The sequence below is a fragment of the Prevotella sp. P5-92 genome, assembly GCF_002251245.1.
Lineage (GTDB): Bacteria > Bacteroidota > Bacteroidia > Bacteroidales > Bacteroidaceae > Prevotella.
This window is the reverse complement of sequence record NZ_NPJG01000106.1, coordinates 1-26,974: the sequence shown is the minus strand read 5'-3', so window position 1 is coordinate 26,974 and position 26,974 is coordinate 1. Positions and strand designations below refer to the sequence as shown.

Genomic DNA, 26,974 nt, shown 5'->3' with positions numbered 1-26,974 from the left:
GATTGGCGTCACTCTTGCAGCTGCACTCATCATGGCCACTGGCGGCTTCACATACTTTGACAATGCCAAGCAACTCACACGTTATCTGGGATTGTCACCAACATATCAGCAGTCCGGCACTTCAGTCAAAGTCAAAGGTCACATCAACCGCAACGGAGACTCTTATTTAAGAAGTCAGCTCTACGTGGCTGCATTTGCATCTATAAGAAGTAACACAGAATGTAAAGCATGTTATGACCGTTTGCGGTCTAAAGGCAAGCCCGGGAAAGTCGCCGTCATTGCAGTAGCAAACAAGCTCATCCGACAGGCTTTTGCCGTTGTCACTCAGGAGAAACCATATATCGATGGTTATGTTTCTTCAAAGAAATGACTCCTGTATATTCCCGAAGTATATCAGGATAGATAATCTAATACCTGAAAACACCGAGGGGTTTGGGGGCGAGAAGCCCCCATCAGAGGCAACGATTCAGTATTAAGTGCTAATAATTGTTAATTAAGCGCATTTTTCTTATTACAGTTCATTAATTTATTAGGGTGTTCAGTTTGTTGTACCAAAATCTTTTCTTACCAGCATATTTAACGAACATAGGAGATGCCGCGACTCGCGGCATGCAATCCTTGCATGGGCACGGCGAGTCGCCGTGCCTCCTATATATAAAGGTACATCAAATTGGACACCCTATACATTTGCCCAAAATAAGCATTTCTTCACCGAGTTTGGTGCAGAACCACAACGGTGGTGTCAATATGGGAATATAACTTTTCTCGTTTCTCCTTTGCTCCTCAGGATGTTGAGTCCACGACGCAAGGTCGCGCGACGTGAACCGTCCACACCGTAAACCTGTTCCCCGGCACATTCGGTCTTAAAGTTCACATGGCGCAGGTCGGTAGGTGTGAATTCCTTAATGGTATTGAACTTTCCCCAATATGGGGCAATGGCATAGGCTTCTTTTGTTCCCGTAGGCACATAAAGCGTCACCTTGTCGTAATACTCGTCTTCAAACAAGTCTTCCTGAATTTCCGCCGGTGTCTCACGTCTCAGGTAGATGGCTTCAAGGCTCTGGTTTTCATCCAATGCCATTATCCCTGTTTCTTCCACCCCACTGCCTATCACCACGGTCTTGAGCTTTTGGTTGTCTATGATTGCCTGTATGCCTATCTCCCTGACATTGTCCGGAATGACAAGGGTTTCCAACTCCGTTGACTCTATTGCATGATTGCCTATTCTCGTCACCGTCTCCGCTATCTCTATCTTGTTGTTTCCCGGAAGCACCATATAGAACAATGTCATGTCGGCATTGTACAGCGCGTCGTTAACGAACTTACAGCAGGTGTTGCCCTCAGCTACGGTTATCTTCTTCAATCCCGGTATACTTGAAACGAATGCCTCTCCTAAAAAGGTCACAGAGGCAGGTATCTCAATCGAAGAGAGTGAAGCAAAGCTGAATGCATCGTTTCCTATTTTCTCCACCCCCTCGTGCAGTTTAATTTCCTTTACCGAACGACAGCCAGCCAATGCACGTTCGTCTATGGAAGTTATGGTGGAGGGAAGGGTGACGTTTAAGGTCGCGTCCTTATCCTCGGCGTAGAAAAGGTGTATCAACCTCTTCTTGTCGGCAGTCATCAGCATGTCCGACTCCATTATGAAATGGTTGTTGCCCTCTTCGAAAGTGAAATCTGTTATTCCCACACAAAAGCCGAACGTTCCTTCTGCTATTTCCTCCACCGATGCCGGAACGTTGACTTTTTTGAGTTCCGTACAAAAGCTTATTGACTTGTAGCCAAGTTTCTTGATTGAAGACGGAAGGGCGAGGCTTGTTATGTCAGCCTCATCAAATGCTTTCTCTGACAATTCGGTCACGGTGTAGTCCACGCCTTCCACTGTGATTGTTTCTGGTACGGCGATGTCACCCACATAGGGGGCACACAGAAGATGCTCCTCCATGTTGTCGTCATAATAGGAATTTGGAATTACGGCGGCAGTCTTGGCGGTCTTGTCAAGAGTGTAAGCAAGACCATCAACTACGACATTCTTTCCCGGCTCTTCACCGGCAGCCTGCGCCTTAACTTCTCCTGTGGTCATCAGCATGCCAATAACCAACAGCAACAATTTAAAATGCTTCATAATTCTTTTAAGTTATTTACAAAATTCTGCTGCAAAATTAATAAAAAAAGGGGAAACAGAAAAGACAAAACGGGAAAACAATCGGTCAAAACGGAAAAACACCGTTCAAAACGGAAAAAAGTGACTTTTCACGGCTGAAAAGTCACTTTTATCATTCTTAATTCCTTAAGTTTCTCATGTGCTCAACTCTAAGAAGTTAAGGAAGTTAAAGAAGTTAAGGAAGTTAAAGAAGTTAAAGAAGTTAAGGAAGTTAAAGAAGTTAAAGAAGTTAAGGAAGTTAAAGACAATAGTCTTTTCGCTTCCGTTTGGGAGTTCTCTGGGCTTTGACATACGTCTTTAACTTCTTTAACTTCCTTAACTTCTTTAACTTCCTTTTTTCGCTTCGCTCAAGGAAACTTCTTCTTTAACTTCCCTTTCTTGCGAAAGTTGAGTTAATTCTTAATTACTTTAATTCCATTCTTAATGACAAGCCCTTTCTCTGACTGCTTCTCAATGCCACGAAGGTCATAGATGCGCTCATCTTCTTGAGAGTCAACTATGGTGGTTCTCAGAGAAGTTGGTGTGGCGATGTTCTTGAATTCCTTCCACACCTCGGCATTGCGGTAGGCCTGCTCCGAGCCTTCGGGCACGATGAGCGTTGCCTGCTCTGTGACAGGCGACTGGAATGCCTCTGCCTCTGCCGTCGGCGGCTCGGTGGCGAGCACTTCCACCACGCAGATGTTGTCACAACCGGCGAACGCCTTGGCTCCTACGAAGTTGCATGTGGCGGGCAGACGCACCTCGGTGAGGCTCGCGTTGTCGGCAAATGCCTCCCAAATGATGTTTCGCAGCGATGTGTGCGAGAGGTCGGCTTTCTTCAGGCTTGTGCCGCGGAACACCCAGTTGCCAATGCACTCCAAAGTCTCGGGGAAATCAATCTCCTCCAAGGCAGAGCAGCCGTCGAATATCTCGTTTTCCAGAGCTATCAGGTTCTCTGGCAGGGTTACGCTCTTCAGACTGGTACATCCGGCAAACTGTCCCGGATGGATTACCTGCAGGTCCTTGGGGAATGTCGCCTTCTCCAAGGCAGAGCAAAAATGGAACGTGTAGCTACTTATATTAGCGGAACGTGGTATGCTCACCTCCCTCAGTGAATTACATTCACGGAACGCTTCCGGTTCTATTGCCACCTCCACGTCAGGCAATTCCATCGTCTCAAAGTCATTATTCCTGAATGCCTGCTGACCAATATACTTTAGTGTAGAAGGCAGTTTGAGACTGATTGCAGAGTTGCCTTCAAAACAATTATCTCCAACGTATTCCACGCCCTCAGGTATTACGATGTCTTTTATGCCGCAACTGAAAAATGCCTTCGCCCCTATCCATCTTACACTACCCGGTATGACGATGCCGTTAGGCAATGGACTCTCGCTGAAAGCCCATTTGCCGATGGTCTCAAGTCCTTCGGGCAGTACAACCCTCTCATAGGGAGAGTAATGATTGGCAAAAGCACCTGCACCTATGAGTTTTACCGTTTGGGGTATCTCAACCTCTGTCATGAGTGGTGTATTCGCAAAGGCGTATGCGCCAATTGCCTCTACCTCCTCAGGCCATTCCACTTTCTTCAACTTGCTACAATAGGCAAAGGTCTGATTCGGTATGAACCTCAGTCCGCTTGGCAGTTTGATTTCCTCCAATTCGGAGGAGATGAACAAGCCACCGCCCAATTCCTCTAACGTTGACGGCAATATAACTTTCTTGATTTTCGACTCGCAGAAATTCAGACTTCCGATGCGTCTCAACCCTTCGGGAAACTCGAATCTGTTGATGCCCGCATATTCGAGGGCGAAGTCACCAATTTCGGTGATGTCGGCGGGCAGTATGTAGGTGCTGTCAACAATGGCATCCGGCCCGACAAACAGGAGCGACCTTCCGTCCTTGTTCTTGCAGGTAAGTACCTTGTCGGCAGTCATCTCAATCGCGGGGTTGCCGTCTGCGATGATGATACTATCCAGAAAACGCAGTTCCATGCATGGTGAGTCGTACATTTCAGTCAGAGTGGAGGGAATACGTATAGTCTTCAGACTGTCGCAATATCCGAAGGCATTTGAGCCAACCTTTGTCACTCCCTCGGGAATATTGGCCTCCTTGATCTTTGAACCATAGAACGCCTCCATGCCTATCTCCGTGATTCCCTCATGCAGGAAGTCGAGGTTGTCGAGTCCGGTATAGGCGAACGCAAAATAGGGAATAGACTTTATTGACTTTGGCAGCGTCACCTTTGTCAGCTTCTTGTTTCCGTAAAAGGCCTCTTCAGCTATTTCCGTGACTCCGTCAGGCAGGTTCAGCTCTGTGATATTTGACCACGTCACACATGCCTTGCCTATCTTCTTCAGGTTTGCCGGAAAATGAAGTTCCTTCATCCCCCAACGATCATGGAACATGCTGTCGGGAATCTCTGTGAGGTTGTCCGGCAATGAGAACGACACCATCTCCCTTGGCCAGTGAAGTCCTCCGAAAACAGAGCTACCTAACGTCTCTATAGACTCAGGCAATGCTGAAATGGTGATTGAGCCGCATTTGTCAAAAGCCTTGTTCCCCAGATGCTTGACCGTTGACGGCAATTCCGCCAACTCCAAACTTGAGCAGCCGCTAAAAGCCTCGTCGTCTATGGTCTCCAGGCCCTCGGGCAGGTTTATGCGCTGTATGTTGCTATAACCGAAAGCCCGTTTGCCTATCGACTTAATGGTTTTGGGCAATACCACTTCACTACAATTCTGAGAATATGAAAAGTCGTGAAAATACAGGAAATCATCGCCGATGGCTGTCACGGTATAAGTATTGCCGTCCTTTGCCACAAATGTCTCCGGCACGGTTATCGTACCGCTTGTCTCCACATGATAAGTTCCCGCAACCTCTGCCGTCATCGTCTCGTCGTCGCAGAGGAATGTAAGTGTATTACCATAGTGGTAGAACTTCTTAGCTTCGGCATCTGTGACATTCATCGCCACCAACGCCATAATAATTATAATGAACTTTCTCATAACTCTTATTTTTTAATTTGACAATCACAATTTCGGCTGCAAAGTTACGAAAATACATTGGAAGTCGTAGGTCAATAAAGCAAAACTTTGGTCAATAAATAAAAAAATTGTCAATATGGATTTTTTTTTTCGATATGAAAACTACTTTTCGTGAAAAAATAGTTGTTTTTGGATGATTTTTTGTATTTTTGCAGCGTTAAAGGTTAAAACAAACAAAGTTTTGGATTTAAAAAACATACATTATGAAAGTATTAAGAAGAACATTTGTCGTTCTGTCAGTATTGTTAGTATCGACATTAGCGGTGGCAGAAACCACCGACGAACCTGTAATAGGAATAGTAGGCCGCACTGATTGTGGCAGTTTCTGGCGTTATGACTTCAACTATGAGACAGTTGATGCCGACGGCGAGACACCTATTGTGCTCTCCGCAGCCATCTTTATGAGTCAGAGTGTGCACGAAAAAGACATAAAAGCCAAGGGATGCGGATTGCTTAACCACTATACCATCACCGACGACAAACAGCGTCCTACAAACGTGACGAGTTTTTTCTCTCTCGAAGGAGTGTTTTCCAACTCCAATTACATTATGATAGAGTCCGACGGATTTGGATTCGGTATCGACGCCAAGCGCAACCAGAAGTATCTTCAGGGCAGGGCTACGGCGCGAGTGAATATCGATGCCTTTCTTGCCGGACGCAAACTGTTGAATGATGAGGGATATGAATTTGAGAACGTGGTGCTCAACTTAGGCTACTCTCAGGGAGGAAACTCGGGTATGTGGGTCAACCGACTTGTGGCTGAGGGCTATCGCAGCGATGAACTGCCTAAGATTGACTATTGCATCATCGGCGGCGGTCCCTACGACATGTATTCACACTACCGCAAGTTGGCAGAAGATAATGTGTCGCAATATCCTGTAGCCCTGCCGCTTATCCTCAGCGGAATGATTGACGCAGGAGGATATAAAGTGAAGAACAAGGATGTGTTCACTGACGACTTTGTGCAGTATCTGTCCGAACTGTTCGACTCAAAGGAGCATGACACCGACTATATAAACAACTTTATATATGAGCAGTATGGAAATGCTGACGACAAGAGTCTGCCTTTGGAAACAATCGTGAAGCCAGAATTCTTCGACGAAAAGAGCGAGCCTATGAAGGATATCGTATATCACTTAAAGGAGAACTCTCTTGTATATGATTCATGGAAGCCGGAGAAAACCGATAAAATATCATTCTATCATTCACCTTACGACGAGGTTGTACCGTTCATCAATCAAGAAAATATGGAGAGACATCTGCTCGACAATGGCTATACTTCCTTTGACATAGATAGCTCATCTACGGAAGGTCATACTGATAGCGGCACTCTTTATGCAATGTACACAGCATTGCTTCTTAGTGAATTCGTCCCCACAGGCATGGAGGATGTGTTCAGTAATATTCCTAATGAGGAAACGCATGACATTTACAGTATCGACGGTCGCCTGATACGCAAGCAGACCACACTGAGCGAGGCATTCCGCTCGCTTCCCAAGGGCGTGTATGTCATCAACGGGCGTAAGGTCGTGAAAGAGTAATTTTTCTGACATCATAGTAGTCACAATGCCATCAACGCAGTGAGGTCGTTGGGATTCTTTGACTAAAAATTTTAATAGAATAATATGAAAGACGTAATTATTAAATTTCATGCAACCCTTCTTTGCAGCCTGCTATGCGCAATCTTTTGGGGTTGCTCTGACAACGACGACAAGAAGGCGAAGGCTCCCGAGGAGGATGCCTCGCAGTTTGTCGTCCTCACGGATGTAGTGCCGGATGCCATTCTCGAAATCCGCTACTACAGTACATACAACTTCATTGGTCGCCGCATTCCCGGTTACGACGAACCGATAGCCATACTCACCCGCCAGGCTGCCGACTCACTCAAGAAGGTGAGCGACGACCTCATCAAGCAAGGCTATCGACTGAAGATCTTCGACGGCTATCGCCCTCAGAAGGCAGTGGATTACTTCATGGCATGGGCAAAGGATGTCAACGACACCATCATGAAGCAGTATTTCTATCCCGAACTCGACAAGGCTGTGCTTGTGCCACAGGACTATATTGCCGAGAAATCGGGACACACCCGAGGAAGCACCATCGACCTCACCATCTTCGACATGCAATTAGAGAAAGAGGTGGACATGGGTTGCACCTACGACTACTTTGGCGTTGCCTCACATCCCGACGTCCTTCCTGGACAGGAGATTGGTGCCTACAAACCCATCAACCAGCAGCAGTATGACAACCGCATGATACTGCAGAAAGCGATGATGGCTCACGGCTTCAAGCCCTACGACTGCGAGTGGTGGCATTTCACCCTTGCCAACGAACCCTTCCCCGACACCTATTTCACATTCCCAATAGCACGTAGTTCGCTAAACGAATAAAAAAAAATCAAGTCTCGCGTTTAAATAGATACGCGAGACTTAATTTTTCAACTTATATAAAAATATCCGATTTGTTTGGTGAAATGAAGTAAAATGCTTAACTTTGTCCCCGAAATGCGAATATTATGACTCTTAATATTTTATGGATATGGAAACGAAGCAACTGAGACGACTGCCCGTGGGCATACAGACATTCTCAAACATCATTGAGGATAACATGCTCTATATCGATAAGACTGAGTACGTCTGGAACATGATACACCTCAGCAAGTATATCTTCCTGAGCCGTCCGAGGCGGTTCGGCAAGTCGCTGCTTGTATCTACGCTTCAGGCTTATTTCGAGGGAAGAAAGGACTTGTTCAAGGGTCTTTTCATCGAAACAGTGGAGAAGGAGTGGACGGAATATCCTGTGCTGAGATTCGATATGTCTTTAGGCAAGCACATGGAGAAGGAACAACTGGAACGCTATCTTCTCTATATCTTAGGAGAAAACGAGAGACGTTTTGGAATATCCTCTGACTCCAAAGATCCTAATGTTAGATTGAAAAACTTGATTGCCAGTGCATACGAAAAGACAGGCAAGAAGGTGGTTATCCTTATTGACGAGTATGATGCCCCACTGCTTGATGTGGTACACGAGGAGAAGACGTTGCCTGTGCTCCGCAATGTGATGCGCAACTTCTACTCACCACTGAAGGCCTCCGACCCATACTTGCAATTTGTCTTCCTTACAGGCATCACGAAGTTCTCGCAACTCAGCATCTTCAGCGAGCTTAACAACCTGAAGAACATATCCATGCGCCCTGATTATGCCGGTGTGTGTGGTATAACCAAGGAGGAGATGCTTACTCAGATGTCCGAATATATCGATGATTTTGCCGAGGCCCAGGAGATCACTCGTGAAGAAGCGATAGGGGGACTGAAGCAGCAATACGACGGCTATCATTTCACTTGGCCGTCGCCAGACGTGTTCAACCCCTTCAGCCTTCTCAACGCGTTCCAGGACCACGACTACACCAACTACTGGTTTGGTTCGGGCACTCCTACGTATCTCATCGAGATGCTGAGGAAGTTTAATGTCGTGCCGTCGAAAATAGGAGGCAGTAGTGTATTGGCATCTGCCTTCGATGCTCCTACCGAAAACATGAAGGACATTACTCCGCTGCTCTACCAGAGCGGCTATATCACTATAAAGGACTACAATAAGACGACCAAACTATACACCCTCGACATACCGAACACCGAAATCCGTGTAGGGCTGATGGACAGCCTCTTGCCAAATTATGTGCACGAGTATTGCGTTGAAGGAGGCACAACAATAGGTTACATGTATCTTGCATTGCTTAATGAAGACCTCGACGAGATGTTCCGCCTGCTTCAGGCATATCTCCTTACCGTTCCCTATTGCGACAACGCCAATTCCGAGGGACATTACCAGCAGCTTCTCTATGTCATCTTCTCCCTCTTCGGAAGATATGTAGAGGTGGAGGTTCACACACCGACTGGTCGTGTGGATATAGTGATGAAGACAGCCAAGGCTCTCTATCTGTTTGAGTTGAAACTGAACATGTCGGCTCAGGCAGCCATCAACCAGATAAACCTCAAGGACTACTCCTCGAAGTTTGCCCTCGCTGGTCTGCCCATCGTAAAAGTAGGCATTAATTTCGACCCCGAGCGAAGAACAATAGGCGACTGGAAGGTTGAAAGTTGAAGGTTGAATATGGAATACGACAATATTAGCGAGATATTCAATTATGAGATGTTCAACGATACCTCTTTGGCAGTCGGCTGTCATCACTTTGGCAGAGTGAATAAAGCCGTTAGGATATGCCGGCACAGCCGTTTATGTGGGTGAATGAGCGTAAGCGTCTCACAACCATATTGAACAATCTCGAAAGATGTGATTTCGTTCTCTCCTATTCCCAATTTGGCAATAAGTCGAAGGGAACTATCTATCGTTTGGTTGACTTCTATACCTTGTTTTCCTTGAAATTCATCGAGTCCTCAGATACCAAGGACGAGGAATGGTGGCTTCATAACTACAATTCCCGTTCTGTGGCATCATGGCAGGGAACGACTTTTGAGTTAGTGTGCCTCACCCATCTTCCCCAGATTCGTCGCAAGTTAGGCATTGACGGCATCTCCACGAGTGCCTCATCGTGGAGGATAGTGACCTTACCTCTATTCTGTTTTCATTTATCACTACCTTCATTTCCCCGATCTCGTTAAGTCGCTGAACGACATTGGCAAGCGGTTCGTTGCGGTCGGCTATAAAGCGCATTCTCATGTCGAGAGTCTCGGGATGAGGGCAGATGACGCAGACATTGTAGTTTCGTCCTATGGCGAGCAGGATATCATGTACGGTGACGTTGTCGAAATAGAAATATCCGTCGCGCCACTGTACATATTGTTCCGTGTCCACGTCCCTCACCGAGAAGTGTCCGTCGGCATTCAGCTTAGCCTGTTTGCCTGGCATTAGCACTGCTCTTTCATCATCTTTTTTCACTTCCACCTTTCCGCTGACAAGAGCCACATTAGGTGCCATATCCTCGTATGCCGAGACAACGAATTCGGTACCGAGTACTGTTGTCTGCATGCCGTTGGCCATGACGATGAAAGGCTGTTCCTCATTTCTCACCACAGAGAAATAAGCCTGTCCTTCGAGCACCACCTCACGTGTATTTCCTATAAACTTGTGCGGGAACTTCAGTCGGCTGTCGGGGTAGAGCCACACCTGGCTGCCGTCGGGCAAAGTGAGATGTGCGCTCTTGCCGAGCGGTACCAGCAACGTGACCTTCTCGTCAGGCTCGCTGTCAGCCAACAATCTGTCGGCGTCAATCTCTGTATATGGAGCGGTGGGAGTCTTCTTTACCGTGGCTATTGTTTCATCTGATGCGGTCAAGGTCACGTCGTGGTCAGTCATGTCGGCAGTGAAGATATGATCTGGCACGTTATGTTCCTGCTGTGTCACCTTTGTCGTAGGCAGCCAAATAATCAGGCATGCCACGGCGGCAGCCACAGCTCCCACAACCGACCATAGGGTGAATCTGAGTCCCTTCCGTCGTGTCGGCGACTGATGCGAGGCCTTGAATGCCGTCAGCCTCTCTTCCACGCTGTCCTGCCTGCGTCGGCTGAGCATTTCGGCCTTGGCTTTGACCAACATACGGTAGTCGTCAGCAAGTTGAGGGTCTGCCATCAGCTTCTCCTCTTGCTGATCGGTCAACTCGTCGCCGGCTTCGATGATGTCAAGCAGAAGTTGATCTTGTTCTGTTATTTTTTCTTCTATAGTTTCGTTGCTCATATTAAAAAAACGTCCTTTTAATAAAAGAAGGTATGGATTTTAGTTATTTTTAGGATTTCTCCCGTCCTTGACGCAGCATCTTGAGAGCCCTTACCACGTGTTTCTTTACTGTTTCGGTGCTTATCGAGAGTTCTTCCGCCACCTCACGGTATTTTTTCCCGTCAACATAGCAACGTGTGAAAATGTCGCGAGTGTTATCAGGCAGTTGTTCGAGCAGCCGTGCCACCCGGTCCATGCGCTCCTTGGTTTCTAACGGGTCTGTGTCGTCGGTGGTGCGTTGTGCGATATGAAGATGCAGTTTGGCATACGCGCGGTGATGTTCCTGACGGCGCAACCAGTCCAAGCATTTTCTCTTTACATTGACGAAGAGCCAAGACTGTGCTGCCTTTCTGTCGATATCGGCGAAATACCTCCATGCGTCCTCGTATGCCGACGACACGATATCGTCGCACTCGTTTTCATCACCAATATACTGCATGGCAAAGAAAAACAACTGCGAATAATATAGGCGGAAAATATCGTCAAATTCAAATCTCTCGTCCATCTTTTCTTTCTCTCTTCGGGCGCAAAGGTACACATTATTCACGAGAAAACGGCATTTTTATGCAAAAAAACAAGTATTTATCTTTTTTTATGCAAAAACCGTAACCTATTTTGCTCTTCATTCGTTCAAACTGAAACAATAAACAAAAAAAATGAGACCATATGAAACAATGTAAACATCTGCTGATAGTGATCGTGATGCTGCTTGCGGCCTTGCCTGTCATGGCGCAAGTCGGCAACATCACTCTCAGCTTCAACGACGAGAGTCTGCCTTCTGCCCTGAGGAAACTCGAGAAGGCGTCAGACTACAAGATCTCGTTCGCCTACAACGACGTGGAGAAATACCGCGTCAGCGGACAAGTAAAGAACAGCAGTTTCAAGGCTGTGCTCGATTTCTTGCTCAAGGGAAAACCTCTGAGCTACGAGTTCAGGGGTAAGTTTGTGGATATCAAGGCGGGAAAGCCTGGTATGCGCAGACTGAGCCGCGAAGTGACGGGTATGGTAAAAGACGAGAATGGCGAGCCCTTGCCCGGAGCCACCGTCACCTGCTTGGGAGGTTCCGGAGGCAGGGAGTCGTCAACCGTCGTCACCGACATGAATGGTCATTTCAAGCTCTCTGCCGCTGGCGACGCGACGAAGTTGGAGGTGTCGTACATTGGATTCACCAACAAGACCATCGCTCTGACCTCCGCGTCGAGCTATGAGATACAGATGCAGCCCGACTCCAAAGCCATCGAGGAAGTGGTGGTAACCGGTGTCTTCACACGTAAGGCCAACACCTTCACCGGTGCTGTCACCACCATCAAGGGCGACGACCTCAAACGTGTGGGCAATGCCAACGTGCTGCAGTCGCTGAAGAATATCGACCCCTCGTTTATGCAGGTGGAGAACCTCGGCATGGGTAGCGACCCTAACTCACTGCCCGACTTCCAGATGCGCGGTGCATCGACCATCTCGGGTGTGCAGGGCGAGTATGCCTCCAGCGCCAACCAGCCACTGTTTATCCTCGACGGCTTTGAGACTGAGCTAACCAAGATTATGGATCTCGACATGAACCAGGTGGAGAGCGTCACCACACTGAAGGACGCAACGGCCAAGGCCATCTACGGTTCGAAGGCTGCCAACGGAGTGATCGTCATAGAGACAAAAAAGCCTGAAAGTGGAAGACTGAGAGTGACTTACACCGGAAACGTGAGCCTCGAAGTGCCCGACCTGACCAGCTACGACCTTACCAACGCTGCCGAGAAGCTTGAGGTGGAACGCCTTGCCGGACTATATTACTCTGACAATGCCATGAGCCAGATCACACTGGAGAAGAACTACTCGCAGAAACTCCGCGAGGTAATCTCGGGTGTCAACACCGACTGGCTTGCGCAGCCCGTGCGCACCGGCGTAGGCACAAAGCACAGCCTCTATATAGAAGGCGGCGACAAGGCTATGCAGTATGGTGTCAACCTCTCTTATAATAACATAGAAGGTGCGATGAAGGGCTCTGACCGCTCTACCTTTTCGGGTGGCATTACCCTCAGCTATCGTGTCAAGAACTTCATCTTCCGCGACAAGCTCACCATCGACTACAACAGCAGCAACGACTCGCCCTACGGCTCGTTCAGCCAGTACTACCGCATGAATCCTTATAGCCGTCTTTACGACGCTAACGGCAACTATATCCGCTCATACGACTATACTGACAACAAGGGAGCATCGGCACAGTACTCTAATCCTCTCTACAACACCACTCTCAACACCATCAACAACAACACTTATACAAATATCACAAACGACTTCTACATGGAGTGGCAGATACTGGAAAGCCTGAAGATGACCGGACGATTCGGCATAGTACGCAAGACAACCACCGCCGACATTTTCAAACCTGCCAACCACACCGACTTCATCAACACCACCGACGAGTTCCGCCGTGGCTCTTACTCGCAGTCGAACGGCAAACACACCGACATCAGTGCCGACCTCGGACTGCAGTGGTCGAAGCAGATAGACAAGCACCTCGTGTTCCTCAACGGACAGTTGAGTATGTCAGACAATTCCTACAACACTGTAGGCATCATGGCAGAAGGTTTTCCTAACGACTTCATGGACGACATCTCCTTCGCCGTACAGTATGCCAAGGACAGCAAGCCTACAGGCACCGAAGGCGTGTCGCGCAACTGCGGCGGACTGCTCTCAGTCAACTATTCGTTCGACGAGCGTTACCTCTTCGACGCCAACTACCGCCTGATGGGCAGTTCGGAGGCTGGCGCGAAAAACCGCTGGGGCTCGTTCTGGTCTGTCGGCGGCGGATGGAACGTCCACAACGAGAAGTTTATGAAGGCAGCCAAGTGGGTCAACCGTCTGAAGCTCCGCGCCTCTTACGGATATACCGGTAGCCAGGGTTTCAGTTCCTACGACGCCCTGCCCACATTCGTTTACTACAGCAACCTCTCGTACAATGGCTACATTGGTAGCTACATCAAGGGTCTTGCCAACGAATACCTGCGCTGGCAGGAGAAATACGACACCAACATTGGTGTTGACTTCAACCTCTTCAACAACCGCCTCTCTGGTCGCTTCGACTACTATATCGCCACCACAAAGGGGATGGTAACCAACGTCACCGTGCCTTACACCACTGGTTTCACCACCTATGTCGATAACCTCGGCGAGACAGAGAACAAGGGTTTCGAGGCTTACCTCAACTACAAGGTGTTTGACGCCGGACGCAACTACGTCAACGTGTTCGGAAGCGTTGCCCACAACAAAAACACACTGAAGAAAATCTCCAACTCTCTCCGTGCATGGAACGAGGCCAAGGACAAGGACATGATTGCCAACGAGACAACCTCGCCAAGCGTGAAATACTACGAAGGCTGCTCAATGTCGGCCATCTGGGCTGTGCCTTCACTCGGCATCGACCCGCAGAACGGAAAGGAGATATTCGTGAAGAAAGACGGAACCGTCACATACGACTACGACATCGCCGACCAGGTGGTGTGTGGCGACACACAACCGAAGTTTAACGGCAACTTCGGCATCAACGGCGAGATAAACGGATGGGGATGGAACGTGACCATGAACTACAGATGGGGCGGACAGATCTACAACCAGACACTCGTCGATAAGGTGGAGAACGCACAGCTGCAGTACAACGTTGACCGCCGCGTGCTCACCGACCGCTGGCAGCGCCCCGGCGACATGGCGCTCTACAAGGCCATCACCGACCAGAGCATCACCTACCCCACCTCACGTTTCGTACAGGACTACAATACGTTCACCCTCTCGTCGCTGACGTTCTACTACGACTTCCGCAACTGCCGATGGGTGAAAGACTCTTTCCTCGAGCGTCTGAAAGTCAGCGCCTACACCAACGACCTCTTCGTCATCTCGTCAGTGAAGACCGAGCGCGGAACAAGCTATCCTTACGCCCGTTCCTTCTCTCTGTCAGCACAAGTAACGTTTTAATTGAATACAGATATGAACAAGATAAAAACAACATTAGCGACACTGCTGGCTGCCTTCGCACTCACCTCGTGCAACGACTGGCTCGACGTCAGCCCCAAGTCGCAGATAAAAGAAGAAGACCACTTCAGCCGCGAAGGTGGCTACAAAGACCAGCTCACCGGCATCTATACTGCCATGAGCCAGCAGTCGATGTATGGCCGCAACATGGGCATAGGCTTCGTTGAGGTATTGTCACACAGTTACGATATCGACGCGTCGGGCAGCTGGCGTTATGCCAACGAGTTTGACTACAAGAACTCTTCGGTAGAATCGACCATTGCCACCATCTGGCAACAGACGTACAACTCCATCGCCAACGTCAATATCCTCATCCGCAATATCAATGAGGCAAGCCCACAGCTGTTTACGGAGAATCACTACGACACTTATCGAGGCGAGGCTTACGGATTGCGCGGATTCCTCCATCTCGACCTCATGCGCCTCTTCGCCTGCGCCCCATCGATGGACTCCAATGCCAAAGGCGTGCCTTACGTCACGGAATATTCAACCGAGGTGGTGGGACAGAAGACGGTGAAGGAAACCATGCAGATGGTGATCGACGACCTCACCAAGGCTCGCGAATACCTCTCCACCGACTCTCTAAAGGAAGGCTATTCACGATACACTCAACGTGCCTCGCGCATTCCTTATTTCAATTACTATGCTGCTACATTAGCTCTTGCCCGAGCCTATCTCTGGAATGGCGACAAGCAGAACGCACTGAAGTATGCCAACGAGATCATCGACTGCGTGGAGGACTCTACGAGCGCTAAGAAAAACAGCAAGCCTTTCTCGTGGATTCATTACACCAACATGCAAGCTACCAACCGCAACGAACTCGACATGGCGTTCTCTTGCGAGCATGTGTTCCACCTTACCATCAACAAGTGGGAAGACACTGCCAACTACTACTTCAAGTCGAAGGGTGGCAGCAACGCCCTCACTCCATCAGACGATACAGCTCAGGACATCTATGAAGTCTCGTCAGGTTACGGCAACGACTACCGCTACCTCAAGGCTTACGAACAGGACGGCGAGAAACGCTATATGTGTAAGTTCTGGCACATGGACGGCGGGTATTATAACGACATCTATCCGCTGCTGCGCATGACCGAGGCCTACTACATTGCAGCCGAATGTCTGAAGGACAGCAACCCCGCACGTGCCATCGAACTGCTCAATCTGGTGCGCGAGAACCGCAACCTCAGCCTCTTCCCTCTCCCAGAGACACTCTCGGCCGAAGAAATACAGAATGAGATTTACAAGGAGTATCGTAAGGAGTTCGTAGGCGAAGGCGGACAGCTCTTCTTCTACTACAAACGTCTTAACGCCTCAAGCATCAAGGGCGCATCGGTAGTTCCTGGAAAGAGTGTCTATGTGCTGCCAATACCGAGCAACGATGCAGAATTTGGAGGATATGATAATTAAGTCAACTCGTCAACTAAAAAAAAGAATTTATATGAAAAAAGCAATATATTTAGCAACAGCGGCACTGATGACTCTGGCATCATGCAGCAGCGACGAAGACTTCTTCTATCGCGACGAGGCTCGCATACGCCTCGTGGGACCCGAGATATGGACAGCAGGTAGCGACTCGCTCACCTTCTCTTTTGTCACCACTCCAGCCGGTACAACCGAAATGGCTATGGACGTGGAGGCTCAGATTATGGGACCAGTAGCCGACCGCGACCGCACGGCAAACATCACTGTAGTAAACGACAAGACAACGGCTTCGGCCGACATCTATCAGTTGCCTTCCTCAGTGACCATTCCTGCAGGACAGGCTAAAGCCTCGTTCCAGGTAGTGCTCAAACGCTCAAGCGTGTTGGAAACCAAGTCGGTAAGACTGCGCATCGCCGTAGAGCCTTCTGCCGACTTCCAGAAGGGAGTGAACGAGGCTGACCACCTCACCTTCATCTGGAACGACCAGATCAGCAAACCAAAGAACTGGTCACAGCTCGAGGAGTTCTTCGGCGTTTATAGCGACACTAAATACCGCTTCATGCTCGAGAACTCTGGTGGCATCACCGAGTTCAACACCGACACCATGACATGGGCTGAGCTGCAGAGCTACAAGATTATGTTCCAGAATGCCCTTACAGAGTATAACGCCGCTCATCCCGGCAACCCGTTGACCGACGAGAATGGCAATTTGGTAAGTTTTAATTGACAGTAAGAAATATGAAAAAGACAATATTCCTTTCAACAATAGCCGCCATGCTCGCCCTGCTGCCATCGGCATGTAGCGAGGACGACGGCAACTACAGCTACCTCTCCGACGAGGAGGCCGGAGTGATCACTATCGACACCGTGGGCATTGAAAACAAGTATGTGCTTTCATACTCGCTCACACCCGGACAGCACGTGGAATTTGAACCGCGCGTGAGCTATAAATACCCCGAGCGCCTGCGCTACAGCTGGTATTACCTTACGCTCAACAACTATCAGTATCTGCCTGTCCAGCAAGGCAACTCGCTCGTCTATCCGCCTGCCGACACTATCTGCCATACAAAGAAGCTCGACTGGACCGTTGACCTCAACCCTGGCCAATATCGTTTCTTCCTCATGGCGGAGGACACCATCACCGGCATGAAAGGATTCTATCAGGCTGGCAACTACACAACCGTGGCTTCAGGCGGGACACTCAGTGGCCTGTACCTTCTTACAGAGCGCGACGGACAGACCGACCTCGAGGTATTCACCTCAGGTCTGATGCTTATCTACGGCGAGCAGAGCTGTCACTACAAATACTATTCCGAGTCCATGGGAAAGTATCTTGACGGCAAGCCGAAGTTCATTCGGGGCACACACACTGGCAAGACCTCAAAGAACGGCTATCTCGTGTGCACCGACAAGAATCTCTACCGCATTGCTGCCGACGGACTGCAGACGATGAACGACTGGAGCACAATGTTCTATCAGACTCCAGAGAACTTCAACCCTCAGAACGCCTTCTACACCAACTCGTGCGACTTCCTCGTCAACGACGGCAAGCTCCATGTGCTCTATGCTGACAAGGCCAACGACCGCAAGTTCTCTGCTCCTATCGCCGGCGACTACAAAGCCAGCGACTTCTTGATGAAGAACACACGCACCACATGGCGACCAGTAGAAGGGGCTATCGACGCATGGCAGGTGATCTACGACAAGCAGAACCGGAAATTCCGTCCTTACTTCTCCCAGGCTTCGCAGGTGAGCAGTTTCAAGTCAACCTCTTCTGACGCTGTGGTTGATGCCAACAATGTACAGGGCAACGTGAAGGCTGTATTCCAAAGCGGAGGCAACTACACCACGGTAATCACCGAAATCGCCGACACCATCTTTGCCCTTCGCTATAACTTCTACAACGTCATCGACAACGGCAACCTCTCTGCAGAAGGTTCACGCTCACGCCTCAACCTCAACGGCTGCAAGGACATTCGCAACGCACGCTTCTTCCGCTCTAACACCACAGGCATGGCGTTCTACTACGCCACCGACAAGGCCGCCTATTCGTTCTCGGCATCAAGCGGACAGACCACCTCTAACGTGCTCTATACTTGCGAAGCGGGCGAGGAAATCACTGCCATGTATGCCTGGGGAAGCGCTGGAGGCGGTTGGCCTACAAGCGACTGTATCCTCTGGATAGGCGTGTGGAACTCCAATACTCAGGAAGGCAAGCTCATACAGTATGAGATGGATGTCAACTATGGCCTGCCCAACTCTATGTGGGGACCGATGTTCGGCGCTCCCGACAATCCCATCGTCACCACTGGCTGGGGTAAGATAGTGGATATGGTTTGTATTGATGCAGAATAAGTTGACAAGTTGACGAGTAAAAAGAATATTTTTATGAAGAAAACAATTCTCTCTTTAATTACTCTTTTGGCCATGGCTTTGGGCGCAAATGCCCAGGGCTATAGTCTCAAGGCAAGTGTCGAAGGCATTGCAGACGGCACAAAGGTAGTGCTCGTACCTATGAGCCACGACCAGGAAGACCCTATCGCCGAAGCTACAGTCAGCGGCGGCAAGTTCTCAATCTCAGGCTCAGTGGAATTTCCGCGTGCAGTCTTTCTCATGGTGAAGAACGCTTACGGCACCGCTGAGTTCATGCTCGAGAATGCCGACATCACGCTCTCTGTCAGCGCATCGAAGGAAAAGACACGAGACGGCAGCGACCGCTATTCGTTTTCAAACCTGAAAGTCACAGGTTCTCCGCTTTCCGACCGCCTCTTCACCTATCTTGCCAAGCGTGATGCTCTCGACAAAATTTATAACGACAACAGTACACGGTTTGCCGACATCATGGACAAGATCCATAAGGCGCGCATGGCAAATAACAAAAACCTTGTCGATTCCCTCAGCAACTCCGAAGAAGGCAAGGCCATGGCCGCTGCCGAAAAGCTGTTCTTCCAGACGGTGGAAAAGACATTCACCGACGCCATCAACGAGAATCTCGACACCTACTGGGGTCCGCTGCTCACGCTCAACTACTACTCTTATCTCACTCCCGAACAGCAGTCGCTCTACAACTCCTTCTCCGACGAGGCAAAGCAGAGCTGGTATGGAAAGAAGGTGAAGAGCGAGGTGTTCCCCGGAGCTGACGACGGGGGCAAGGCAAAGGATTTCTCTGTTGACGACAACGGAACCGCAAAGACTCTCGCTCAGCTCTGTCAGGGCAAGCGCTATGTGCTGGTTGACTTCTGGGCGTCGTGGTGCGGACCATGCCGCCGTGAGATACCCAACGTAAAGCGCCAGTATGAGCTTTACAAGGACAAGGGCTTTGAGGTCATCAGCATCTCTATCGACAAGAACGAGACGGCATGGAAAAAAGCCGTGGAGGAAGAGAAGCTCCTGTGGCCTAACTTCATCGACAAGAGCAACGTGGCGAAGACCTACAGCGTCCGCTCCGTACCCTCGATGTTCCTCATCGACACCGCCACCATGGACATCATTGCCAGCGGTGAGGCTGCCCGTGGCGAGAACCTGGCGAAGAAACTCGCCGAACTGTTCTGAAAACAATAATAAAAGCGGGGATTCGACATCACGTCAGATCCCCGCTTTTATCACAAAACGCCTACCATTTTCACTCTTTTGGTCACAGGGGACAGGTACCTTGGTTCACTTTTTCGGGTTGATGAATCTGTCCGTGTGCCACGAGGCGCACATCTATATATAAAGGGTTGGCTACCTTCCATATAAATGTAGCCGTAACTGCCAATGAGATGAGAGAAGGTCTCTCAGTGTCGGGCTTGCCGTCCTCTGCCAGATAGTTCTCATCCACAAGGATGTTGACTATCTCTGCCACGATGTAATAGCCCTCTTCTGACTCGTCTATCTTTTCCTTGATGCGGCACTCCAAGGTCATGGGAAAGTCGGTGAAGACGGGAGCATTTACATTCTCTGACTTCTCGCATTTCCGACCTGCTTTAGCCATCTTGTCTGCATCGTTCTTTGCTGAGACAATGCCGACGAAATCAGCAGCTACCATGGTCTGTTTTGTAGCAAATGCCACGGTAAAATCAGGGCAGTTGTTCAGGTTGTCGGTGGTGGCATGTGCGCCCATGGCAATCATAATCTCCTTTGCGTCCCATTGACCGCCCCAAGCTGCGTTCATAGCATTGGGCTTGCCATTCTTGTCGTATGTGCCGATAATCAAAACCGGCTGTGGAAGCATCCACGATTTTTGTCCAAATGATTTCATAGTTCTATTCATTATATTGTTATCAATTCATGCAATTTATCTTCGCGTATTACCTTCGGTTGAGCTTTGCCTGCCAGAACGAGAATCTTCTTCCCATTCCTGTAGATGTGCAGCTGCCTGCTCCGTACCACAGCCGTCAAGGTCTCATCATCCTGCATGGCTTGCCATATCGGATAATACACACCATCAGGTTCAAACAGCTTCTTCTGAAGGTGTGTGCACATGTTGGTTGTATCTATTGTCATAGACTCATCTGTTGCTTCTTATTTCCAATGTTATATCCATTCCCGCACAATTGACTTCGTCTTCCTATGTCACGACTCGGCATAATCCAAACAGGTTTGGCTTCTGCTCTCGCTGCTCCATCGGTTCACAGTTGTGTAAGCATTTCCATTCATTCAGGACATAATCCAAACGCTCTTCTCGTGTAGATGAGTCTATATTCGGTGCGGTCGTTATTTCCAGCTCAGAAAGTTTCTTACTCTTACGCAATGCCAAGCAGCTCAATCTCAAAGATGAGAGTGGAACCTCATGGTATGCCTGGTTGCGAAAACTTGCCATAACCCATTTCGGCAGGGATATAGACCTCCCATTTATCGCCCACACACATTTGCTGCATGGCAATAATCCAACCTTCAATGAGGTCACAGAGACGTATTGCCAATGGAGTACCGCCACGGCTGCTGTCAAACTGCTTGCCGTCGATGGTACGACCTGTGTAATGGGCAGTGACAATGCTTCGGGGCGTAGGATGCTTTCCATCAGTCTTGCCCTCTGCCAACACCTTGTAATAAATGCCCTTGGGGAGAGCCTTCACTCCCTCCTCCTGCGCCTTTGCTGTAAGCCAATCCTTGTTGGCTTGTACGTATTCTCTTTTATTCATGTTCACATTATATTCGTTCAAGTATAGCAAGGTCATGTATATCTTTATCACGAAGCTCATATCCAGTATGAAAGACCTTCTGAGCTTTTAATGATATACATGGAATAGTTCTTCCCTCAAGTACAGCCGTACCAAAGAAATCAGGCTGGAATTCATACCATCCCCCATTCAAGTCAGCTTGTTTGGAAGTTCCATCGCTATTCAATACAAATGGATGGATATCGATATACCCCAATTTTTCACTATGAAGTTCTATTCTGTTTGGATAGCAGTCCGTCTCAATCAAATAACCTTTTTTTTGCAAAAGTGTTAAAAGTTCATCATGATATTGGGCATCGAAATCAATGTCAATATCCCGATGCGTCCGGGTCTGCTTGCCATACAAAGCATCTACACCCCACCCACCATCTAACCAATACTGGATTTTCATGTTATCGAGTAAGTCCAGTACTTGAAATAAGTCAGAAATATTCGTTGTCTCTTTCTTTGTAATGTGTAAATCGCTAATATAGTCTATGAATGCATCCACCTGCCGTTTCAAGCTAGACCTCTGTGCTTCGGTCAGCATCATGCGCCCTTCCGTCCAAGCCTCCATATTCAGTTGGATGCCCGTCTGAGGTTCTGTCATCACTTCTGCACGGATAAACGGCAGCGTGAGCAGTTCGGTCAGTTTCTCACGGCATTTGGCTGTTGCCGATGCACCACCAGCACCGCTCAGCGCCACCTTCTTGCCGTTAATGGCAAGCGGAGTCTGACGATCTCCTGCTATGAGCGGACGTGACAGCCAGTCGATGAGATTCTTCAAATGACCTGGATAACTGTAATTGTATTCAGGAGAGAATATCCAGAGAGCATCCGCCTCTGCTACTTTTTCCCTCACTCTTTTGACCGCTTCGGGTGCAGGAAACTCGATGTCCTGATTCATCAGCGGCACATCAGAATAGTCGAGATATTCCACCGTCGCACGCCCGGAAAGCATCTGCTCCACCTCTTCAGCGAGCTTCTTGTTGAACGATTCCTTGCGTAAGGAACCGATGATAAACAGTATCTTCTTCATTGTCTTCGTATATTTTGATTTTCATTATTGCATATTACTTGCCGTCTCCGGCACATCAAATTCGCCAATGCGATAATTGATGTTTGCCTTGCGAGCCTGACTGTGCTGATGGCAGCGTGGTATGCGGTATGTCCTCCCGTCCTTGACGAGCCGCGCCCCCGTCTGATGGAAATGGAATGGAACATCCGCCTTGACACACTGCTCCCGAATGGCGAGAATCCACGCATAGTCGCATGGTCGTGCATTTTGCCCCGATTCGCCTCCCACGCTCACTTCCTCAATGCTTCCGTCAAGATAGGCAGATAGGTCAACGGCTCCAATCAACGGCGCAACGATGATGCTCTTGTGCTTGATGGGCAGCGATTTGAAGATGGGCAGACGGTAATCGGCCATCATCTGATTCTCCACCGTGCAGCCTACCAACACATTGTCATAGCCGTCACCCCAATCATCGGGCACGCACTCCATGAAACGGTCGATGCGCTTGGTGAAGAAATAAAACCAGAGGTCGCTCCTCCGCTTCATCATCAGCCAGCACTCCTCACGCCACTCGTCGGCATCAGAGAGCAGGAAGTCGGAAGTGAAACATGTGAACACCACCTTGCCGCTCTCAATCTTCCACGACTTGTCACGCTTGCGCTTGATGGGGAGATAGAAACTGCCAGTCTTACGGCATTCGCTGCTCGACACCTCGCTGCCGTACATTTCGTCCTGCCGATATACATAGCAGTACTTGCACCCAGGACTAACCTTGGTGCATCCGTGCCACGGATTCCAATTCTCATAGATGTCTGTACGCTCTGCCATAAACTTGTCTTCGATGAAGTCAACGTATAGATATTTATCTGTTATTATTATATTGAAGCTCCGAGGGAAAATGCTTCTTTTAGGGCGTTGGTGCTTTTGATGTCGCCCTTTTCTTTAACTCCTCTTACAAGTATCTTCCCACAGTCTTCAAGGTGGAAGTAGTTGATGCATAGTCTATATTGGACAAGAATGCTGTCAAACAGTTCGGGTAATGTGGCGGCACCGACGAGCAACAGGGCAACTTTCTTTATTTTGAAAGAATCTCTGAGTGGATTGTGACACCTGTCGATCAGAGCCTTAAGCTGTGAACTTATGCCGTAGAAATAGACAGGAGAAGCAACAACAAGCATGTCTGCCTTTGCCAACTTGTCGTAAACGGTCTGCATGTCATCTTTTTGAATACAGGATTGGTCATCTCTCTTGAAACAAGAATTACATCCTATACAAGGATTAATGTGATAGTCCCTTACTGATATGAAGTCAACATTGTGCTTGGATGAAGCTCCTTGGGCAAACGATTCCGCCAATATTTCCGTGTTGCCTCCCTTTCGTGGGCTGCCTGATAATATTACGATGTTCATTGTATGTCAGAATTTGAAATGTATAGGTTTTGCAAACTCGTCTCTCTGCTCCAGTCCCTTGACATGACCGAGGTTGGTCATCCATCCGTCGATGTCCTTCAGATAGAACACCTTGAAGATGGGATTGTCACGCATGGTCTTGTATAACGCATTCACGATGGCACTCTTTTCTATGATGGCATCCCCAATGTCCTGCCTTTCCTCGAAAACTGCCTCTGCCGAGAAACGAATCCAAGGAGTCTGCATCTCATCCTTTTCCAGTTTGCAGCCGCAGAGTTCCACAAAGGGATTGGCTTGCAGTTCTGCAAAGACCTCCTTCTTTGAATTGGTGCAGAACCACAGCTTCTCATCCTCCAACACCATATACTGCATCGGACGAACCTTTGGCTTGCCGTCCAATCCTATTGTCGCCAAGAACTGGATTCCGATATTGTCCAGATAGTTGGCCACATCGCGTAATGTTATCTCTTGTTCCATAATGATATTTATCTTAAAAACGGGTCAACCGACGCACGTTTCTGTCCCCCGGGAAACGGGGGAAACGAAGGGGGTTAAGAGCAGAGTCGAGCTTGCTCGAACTATGCCTTGCAAGAAGGAGGAAGACGAAGTCAAAACCAGTTGGTCGCCTGATATAACGTCTTTGAATGTTTCCATCTTTATCTGTCTATTTCTGTGAATCGGTTAAATGTCCTTCCGTCTCTTGTTATTTGCTCGAAAAACATCTTCTCGGGACGAACCCAGTATGCTTCCTCACCATATAGTGCTTGATATACCACCATGCGCTCCTGAGTCTCGCTGTCATATGCGGAATGGATATACTTGTACATTCCTCCCTTGAACCGACGCCAAACCGAAGGCCATCAAGTTTACTTGAATGGCTGAGGTGCGAAGGAGGAAGACTACGTCAAATGACGGAAAAACCTTTCTTCTTTAACTGAATACTCCATGAGCATCTTCTGTGCCAACGGGGCATACCAAGTCTTGACTTCCTGCTCTGTGGGCGTGTGTCCGCCAGGGAAGTGATAGCTGTTGTTATAATGCTGCAAGAACAACGGCTCAAAATGAGCCAGTGTGTCTTGTTCACCAAAGAGTCCCCACACACGATCCTTGTAATAGGGATTGCAATAATCAAACTGTGTGGCTTCGAGCTGCTCAAACTCATTGATGAGTGATTCGTTGATGACTATTGTCTGATTACCGTCCATGCGCGGAGCCTTGTACTTATGTTCGCCAATGCGTTCTATCAGGAAGTCCGTCATCTTGAAATGAGGATTACCGAGCAAGGCAGGAATGCCCACGACTGGAGAAAGCATCTGTGCAAGGAAAGCCCCGCAACTGTTGCCTATGAGCAGGTCTGGCTTCTCCTTGTCGATAAGCATGCGTATGTATTTCAATGCTTCCTTGGGATGGAGAGGCAGATCGGGAGTCAGCACGACGGCTTGCCCCTCAAAGGCTTCCCTCAGTGCTCTCGCCATCGGACAGCTGCCAGTAGCAAAGAAACCATGTAGAAACAGTATCTTTTTCATGCTATTTATTCTTTGTCTTGTGGATTGTCGGATATGCCCTTTCTCTTGATTGGCCCAGAATGATTGCCGCGGTTCAGCTTGATGCCATGCTTGTTCAGTATGCGGAACACAGAGCTTCGGCTTCTGAAACCGCTGGCCCTCCATACTTCATCAATGGGATGCCTTGCTCGGCAAAATTCCAGGAACGTTGCCAGTTCCCGACTACCACGCAAGGCATTGGAAAACTTGGATATGACAAGTTCATCGCCCCTTTGCAGGGCAACCATCAGTTGTTTCCAAAGCGGTCTGTTGCGTTCGTTCTCGTCACTTTCTTCAACGATACGGATGCAACCATAGTCGTTCATCCACTTTCGGTCTTCCTCCAGTCTGTCGTATTGGGAGATAGCCATGATGTAGCCAATTTTTGCCATTATAAAAAGGTATTTATCTGATATTATGATGGTTAGATACAACCTAACCTTACAGCCAGCCGTTTGTGGTAGTGAGGTTTGGTCATACGCATCATTCTATTTTGCATGCAAAGTTACAAATTATATTCAGAATAATAATCATACTGAGGCAATATTATTAACCTTTCTTGATTATTTAACCTCGTTTAATGTTTTATGGAGTTTACAATAATCATACTACTATAAGTATGAATAACAAAATAATTTAAAGTGGCATTATTTTCATTGTAGTATGGAAAATTATTCGTATCTTTGCACTCGATTTTAACACATAAATGCCAATGAAATATAGGATAATACCACACTGTCTCCATTATCAGCGTTGTCTTTGCACCCCTTCTGCTTCGGGTCTCAAAATCGAAATGAAAGAAAGTAAAGCAAGTGAAAGAAAAAAGACTCAAACGGGTTTCATCTTTCACTTGGTTTTTTATGCACCTTATTTATTTCCTCTTCGTGTTCTACTGGTGTCGGGTCAGGGGACAGGTCCGTGTGCCACGTGTGCATATGGCAATCCAAATTTGCATGTATATGGCATTCTCGGAAGTACCATAGAATGATTTTATGTGAAGATGCTGCTTGATCCATTTGAAGAAAAGCTCAACATTCCATCTTTCTCTATATAATTCAGATATGGTTAGAGCTTCATATTCCATGTTGTTTGTGAGAAACCTATACACGTTGTTAGTTGCATAATCTTCATACGTAACCAGTCTCGTTTCTCGTTTGCCTTAGCCAATGTGTTACGAGGTACAGCATAACTAATACCGCAATGATATAGCTTACTGGATAGTGCAGACAGGCAATTTTCTATATCCCGAAGACTGTCACGGCCTGTTAATTGGGCATAGCTCATGACTAAGAACTGATCTTTACAAGAGAAGTTCCTTGATCGATAGTTTCCCTTATAGCGGTCAACACATGCCTTGAAATCACGTTCTGGAATCAGTGACATTATCTGAGAGAATATGGTTTTACCTTTGTTCATTGCACACGTCATTTATTAACGAGTGCAAAAATACAAAATCAAATCGAATACACAAAATATTGCTCGTAAAACGTTGAATATTAG

The 26,974-nt window shown here is 48.2% G+C and carries 23 protein-coding genes and 3 pseudogenes; 9 read left to right on the top strand and 17 right to left on the bottom strand.

Features of this window, described 5'->3' with window-relative positions; translation table 11 throughout:
* Window positions 1–370: transposase (locus CIK99_RS10575; RefSeq protein ID WP_144007970.1), on the top strand; the 370-nt coding region annotated here is incomplete at its 5' end.
* Between the two features lie 372 nt (window positions 371–742).
* Here the strand turns inward: CIK99_RS10575 and CIK99_RS10570 are convergent.
* Together CIK99_RS10570 and CIK99_RS10565 are read right to left on the bottom strand one after the other, a co-directional pair.
* Entirely contained in the window at window positions 743–2,125 is a 1,383-nt protein-coding gene (locus CIK99_RS10570) for a leucine-rich repeat domain-containing protein (protein WP_094381473.1), read from the bottom strand.
* Between the two features lie 431 nt (window positions 2,126–2,556).
* The gene (locus CIK99_RS10565) at window positions 2,557–5,148 is read right to left on the bottom strand and encodes a leucine-rich repeat domain-containing protein (RefSeq protein WP_094381472.1); all 2,592 of its coding nucleotides are present in this window, start codon (window positions 5,146–5,148) and stop codon (window positions 2,557–2,559) included.
* Between the two features lie 242 nt (window positions 5,149–5,390).
* Between CIK99_RS10565 and CIK99_RS10560 the strand changes: the two genes are divergently transcribed.
* The 3 genes from CIK99_RS10560 (at window position 5,391) to CIK99_RS10550 (ending at window position 9,288) form a co-directional block, all read left to right on the top strand.
* Window positions 5,391–6,728, top strand: coding sequence for a hypothetical protein (locus tag CIK99_RS10560; protein ID WP_144007969.1), 1,338 nt, complete (start codon window positions 5,391–5,393; stop codon window positions 6,726–6,728).
* Window positions 6,729–6,812: 84 nt separating this feature from the next.
* Window positions 6,813–7,577, top strand: coding sequence for a M15 family metallopeptidase (locus tag CIK99_RS10555; RefSeq protein WP_094381470.1), 765 nt, complete (start codon window positions 6,813–6,815; stop codon window positions 7,575–7,577).
* Window positions 7,578–7,725: 148 nt separating this feature from the next.
* Window positions 7,726–9,288 (top strand): ATP-binding protein, encoded by a 1,563-nt coding sequence (locus CIK99_RS10550; RefSeq protein WP_094381469.1) that lies wholly within the window; start codon window positions 7,726–7,728, stop codon window positions 9,286–9,288.
* Between the two features lie 384 nt (window positions 9,289–9,672).
* Here the strand turns inward: CIK99_RS10550 and CIK99_RS10545 are convergent, their stop codons facing one another.
* Window positions 9,673–10,878, bottom strand: coding sequence for a FecR family protein (locus CIK99_RS10545; protein ID WP_094381468.1), 1,206 nt, complete (start codon window positions 10,876–10,878; stop codon window positions 9,673–9,675).
* A gap of 49 nt (window positions 10,879–10,927) precedes the next feature.
* Window positions 10,928–11,422 carry an RNA polymerase sigma factor gene (locus CIK99_RS10540; RefSeq protein WP_094381467.1) on the bottom strand — a complete coding sequence of 165 codons (495 nt, stop codon included), beginning with the start codon at window positions 11,420–11,422 and terminating at the stop codon, window positions 10,928–10,930.
* Between the two features lie 161 nt (window positions 11,423–11,583).
* Between CIK99_RS10540 and CIK99_RS10535 the strand changes: the two genes are divergently transcribed.
* Genes CIK99_RS10535 through CIK99_RS10515 form a run of 5 tightly spaced genes read left to right on the top strand, consistent with a single transcriptional unit; the run spans window position 11,584 to window position 19,914 of the window.
* Complete coding sequence (locus CIK99_RS10535) at window positions 11,584–14,880, top strand: SusC/RagA family TonB-linked outer membrane protein (protein WP_094381466.1); 3,297 nt, start codon at window positions 11,584–11,586, stop codon at window positions 14,878–14,880.
* Window positions 14,881–14,892: 12 nt separating this feature from the next.
* Window positions 14,893–16,347, top strand: coding sequence for a RagB/SusD family nutrient uptake outer membrane protein (locus CIK99_RS10530; protein ID WP_094381465.1), 1,455 nt, complete (start codon window positions 14,893–14,895; stop codon window positions 16,345–16,347).
* A 31-nt stretch (window positions 16,348–16,378) separates the two neighbouring features.
* Window positions 16,379–17,089, top strand: a complete 711-nt coding sequence (locus CIK99_RS10525) for a DUF4843 domain-containing protein (RefSeq protein ID WP_158215970.1) — start codon at window positions 16,379–16,381, stop codon at window positions 17,087–17,089.
* 11 nt (window positions 17,090–17,100) lie between these two features.
* Entirely contained in the window at window positions 17,101–18,717 is a 1,617-nt protein-coding gene (locus tag CIK99_RS10520; protein ID WP_094381463.1) for a PKD-like family lipoprotein, read from the top strand.
* A gap of 33 nt (window positions 18,718–18,750) precedes the next feature.
* On the top strand, window positions 18,751–19,914 hold the full coding sequence (locus CIK99_RS10515) for a TlpA disulfide reductase family protein (RefSeq protein WP_094381462.1): 1,164 nt from the start codon (window positions 18,751–18,753) through the stop codon (window positions 19,912–19,914).
* An 82-nt stretch (window positions 19,915–19,996) separates the two neighbouring features.
* Here the strand turns inward: CIK99_RS10515 and CIK99_RS10510 are convergent, their stop codons facing one another.
* From CIK99_RS10510 to CIK99_RS10450, 13 genes and pseudogenes are all read right to left on the bottom strand, one after another.
* Window positions 19,997–20,602: a flavin reductase family protein gene (locus CIK99_RS10510; RefSeq protein WP_254047781.1), complete on the bottom strand. Its 606-nt coding sequence runs from the start codon at window positions 20,600–20,602 to the stop codon at window positions 19,997–19,999.
* Between the two features lie 11 nt (window positions 20,603–20,613).
* On the bottom strand, window positions 20,614–20,847 hold the full coding sequence (locus CIK99_RS10505; protein WP_094381461.1) for a hypothetical protein: 234 nt from the start codon (window positions 20,845–20,847) through the stop codon (window positions 20,614–20,616).
* Window positions 20,848–21,131: 284 nt separating this feature from the next.
* Window positions 21,132–21,485, bottom strand: a complete 354-nt coding sequence (locus CIK99_RS10495) for an FKBP-type peptidyl-prolyl cis-trans isomerase (RefSeq protein WP_094381475.1) — start codon at window positions 21,483–21,485, stop codon at window positions 21,132–21,134.
* A 7-nt stretch (window positions 21,486–21,492) separates the two neighbouring features.
* A complete protein-coding gene (locus CIK99_RS10490) occupies window positions 21,493–21,978 on the bottom strand; it encodes a nucleotidyltransferase domain-containing protein (RefSeq protein WP_094381474.1) in 486 nt (161 codons plus the stop codon).
* A 138-nt stretch (window positions 21,979–22,116) separates the two neighbouring features.
* Window positions 22,117–22,542, bottom strand: a pseudogene (locus CIK99_RS10485) (NADPH-dependent FMN reductase); the annotation flags it as partial.
* Between the two features lie 24 nt (window positions 22,543–22,566).
* A complete protein-coding gene (locus tag CIK99_RS10480; protein ID WP_094381459.1) occupies window positions 22,567–23,349 on the bottom strand; it encodes a DUF5131 family protein in 783 nt (260 codons plus the stop codon).
* A 47-nt stretch (window positions 23,350–23,396) separates the two neighbouring features.
* Window positions 23,397–23,930 (bottom strand): flavodoxin family protein, encoded by a 534-nt coding sequence (locus tag CIK99_RS10475; protein WP_094381458.1) that lies wholly within the window; start codon window positions 23,928–23,930, stop codon window positions 23,397–23,399.
* A gap of 6 nt (window positions 23,931–23,936) precedes the next feature.
* Complete coding sequence (locus CIK99_RS10470; RefSeq protein ID WP_094381457.1) at window positions 23,937–24,407, bottom strand: pyridoxamine 5'-phosphate oxidase family protein; 471 nt, start codon at window positions 24,405–24,407, stop codon at window positions 23,937–23,939.
* 179 nt (window positions 24,408–24,586) lie between these two features.
* Window positions 24,587–24,769, bottom strand: a pseudogene (locus CIK99_RS10465) (DUF1653 domain-containing protein); the annotation flags it as partial.
* A 60-nt stretch (window positions 24,770–24,829) separates the two neighbouring features.
* Window positions 24,830–25,456: a YqiA/YcfP family alpha/beta fold hydrolase gene (locus tag CIK99_RS10460; RefSeq protein WP_094381455.1), complete on the bottom strand. Its 627-nt coding sequence runs from the start codon at window positions 25,454–25,456 to the stop codon at window positions 24,830–24,832.
* Between the two features lie 5 nt (window positions 25,457–25,461).
* Window positions 25,462–25,866: a hypothetical protein gene (locus CIK99_RS10455; protein WP_094381454.1), complete on the bottom strand. Its 405-nt coding sequence runs from the start codon at window positions 25,864–25,866 to the stop codon at window positions 25,462–25,464.
* Between the two features lie 539 nt (window positions 25,867–26,405).
* Window positions 26,406–26,585, bottom strand: a pseudogene (locus CIK99_RS15795) (transposase); the annotation flags it as partial.
* Window positions 26,540–26,857, bottom strand: a complete 318-nt coding sequence (locus CIK99_RS10450) for a DUF4372 domain-containing protein (protein WP_254047782.1) — start codon at window positions 26,855–26,857, stop codon at window positions 26,540–26,542. The pseudogene CIK99_RS15795 and the gene CIK99_RS10450, both read right to left, overlap by 46 nt.
* Window positions 26,858–26,974 lie beyond the last annotated feature (117 nt).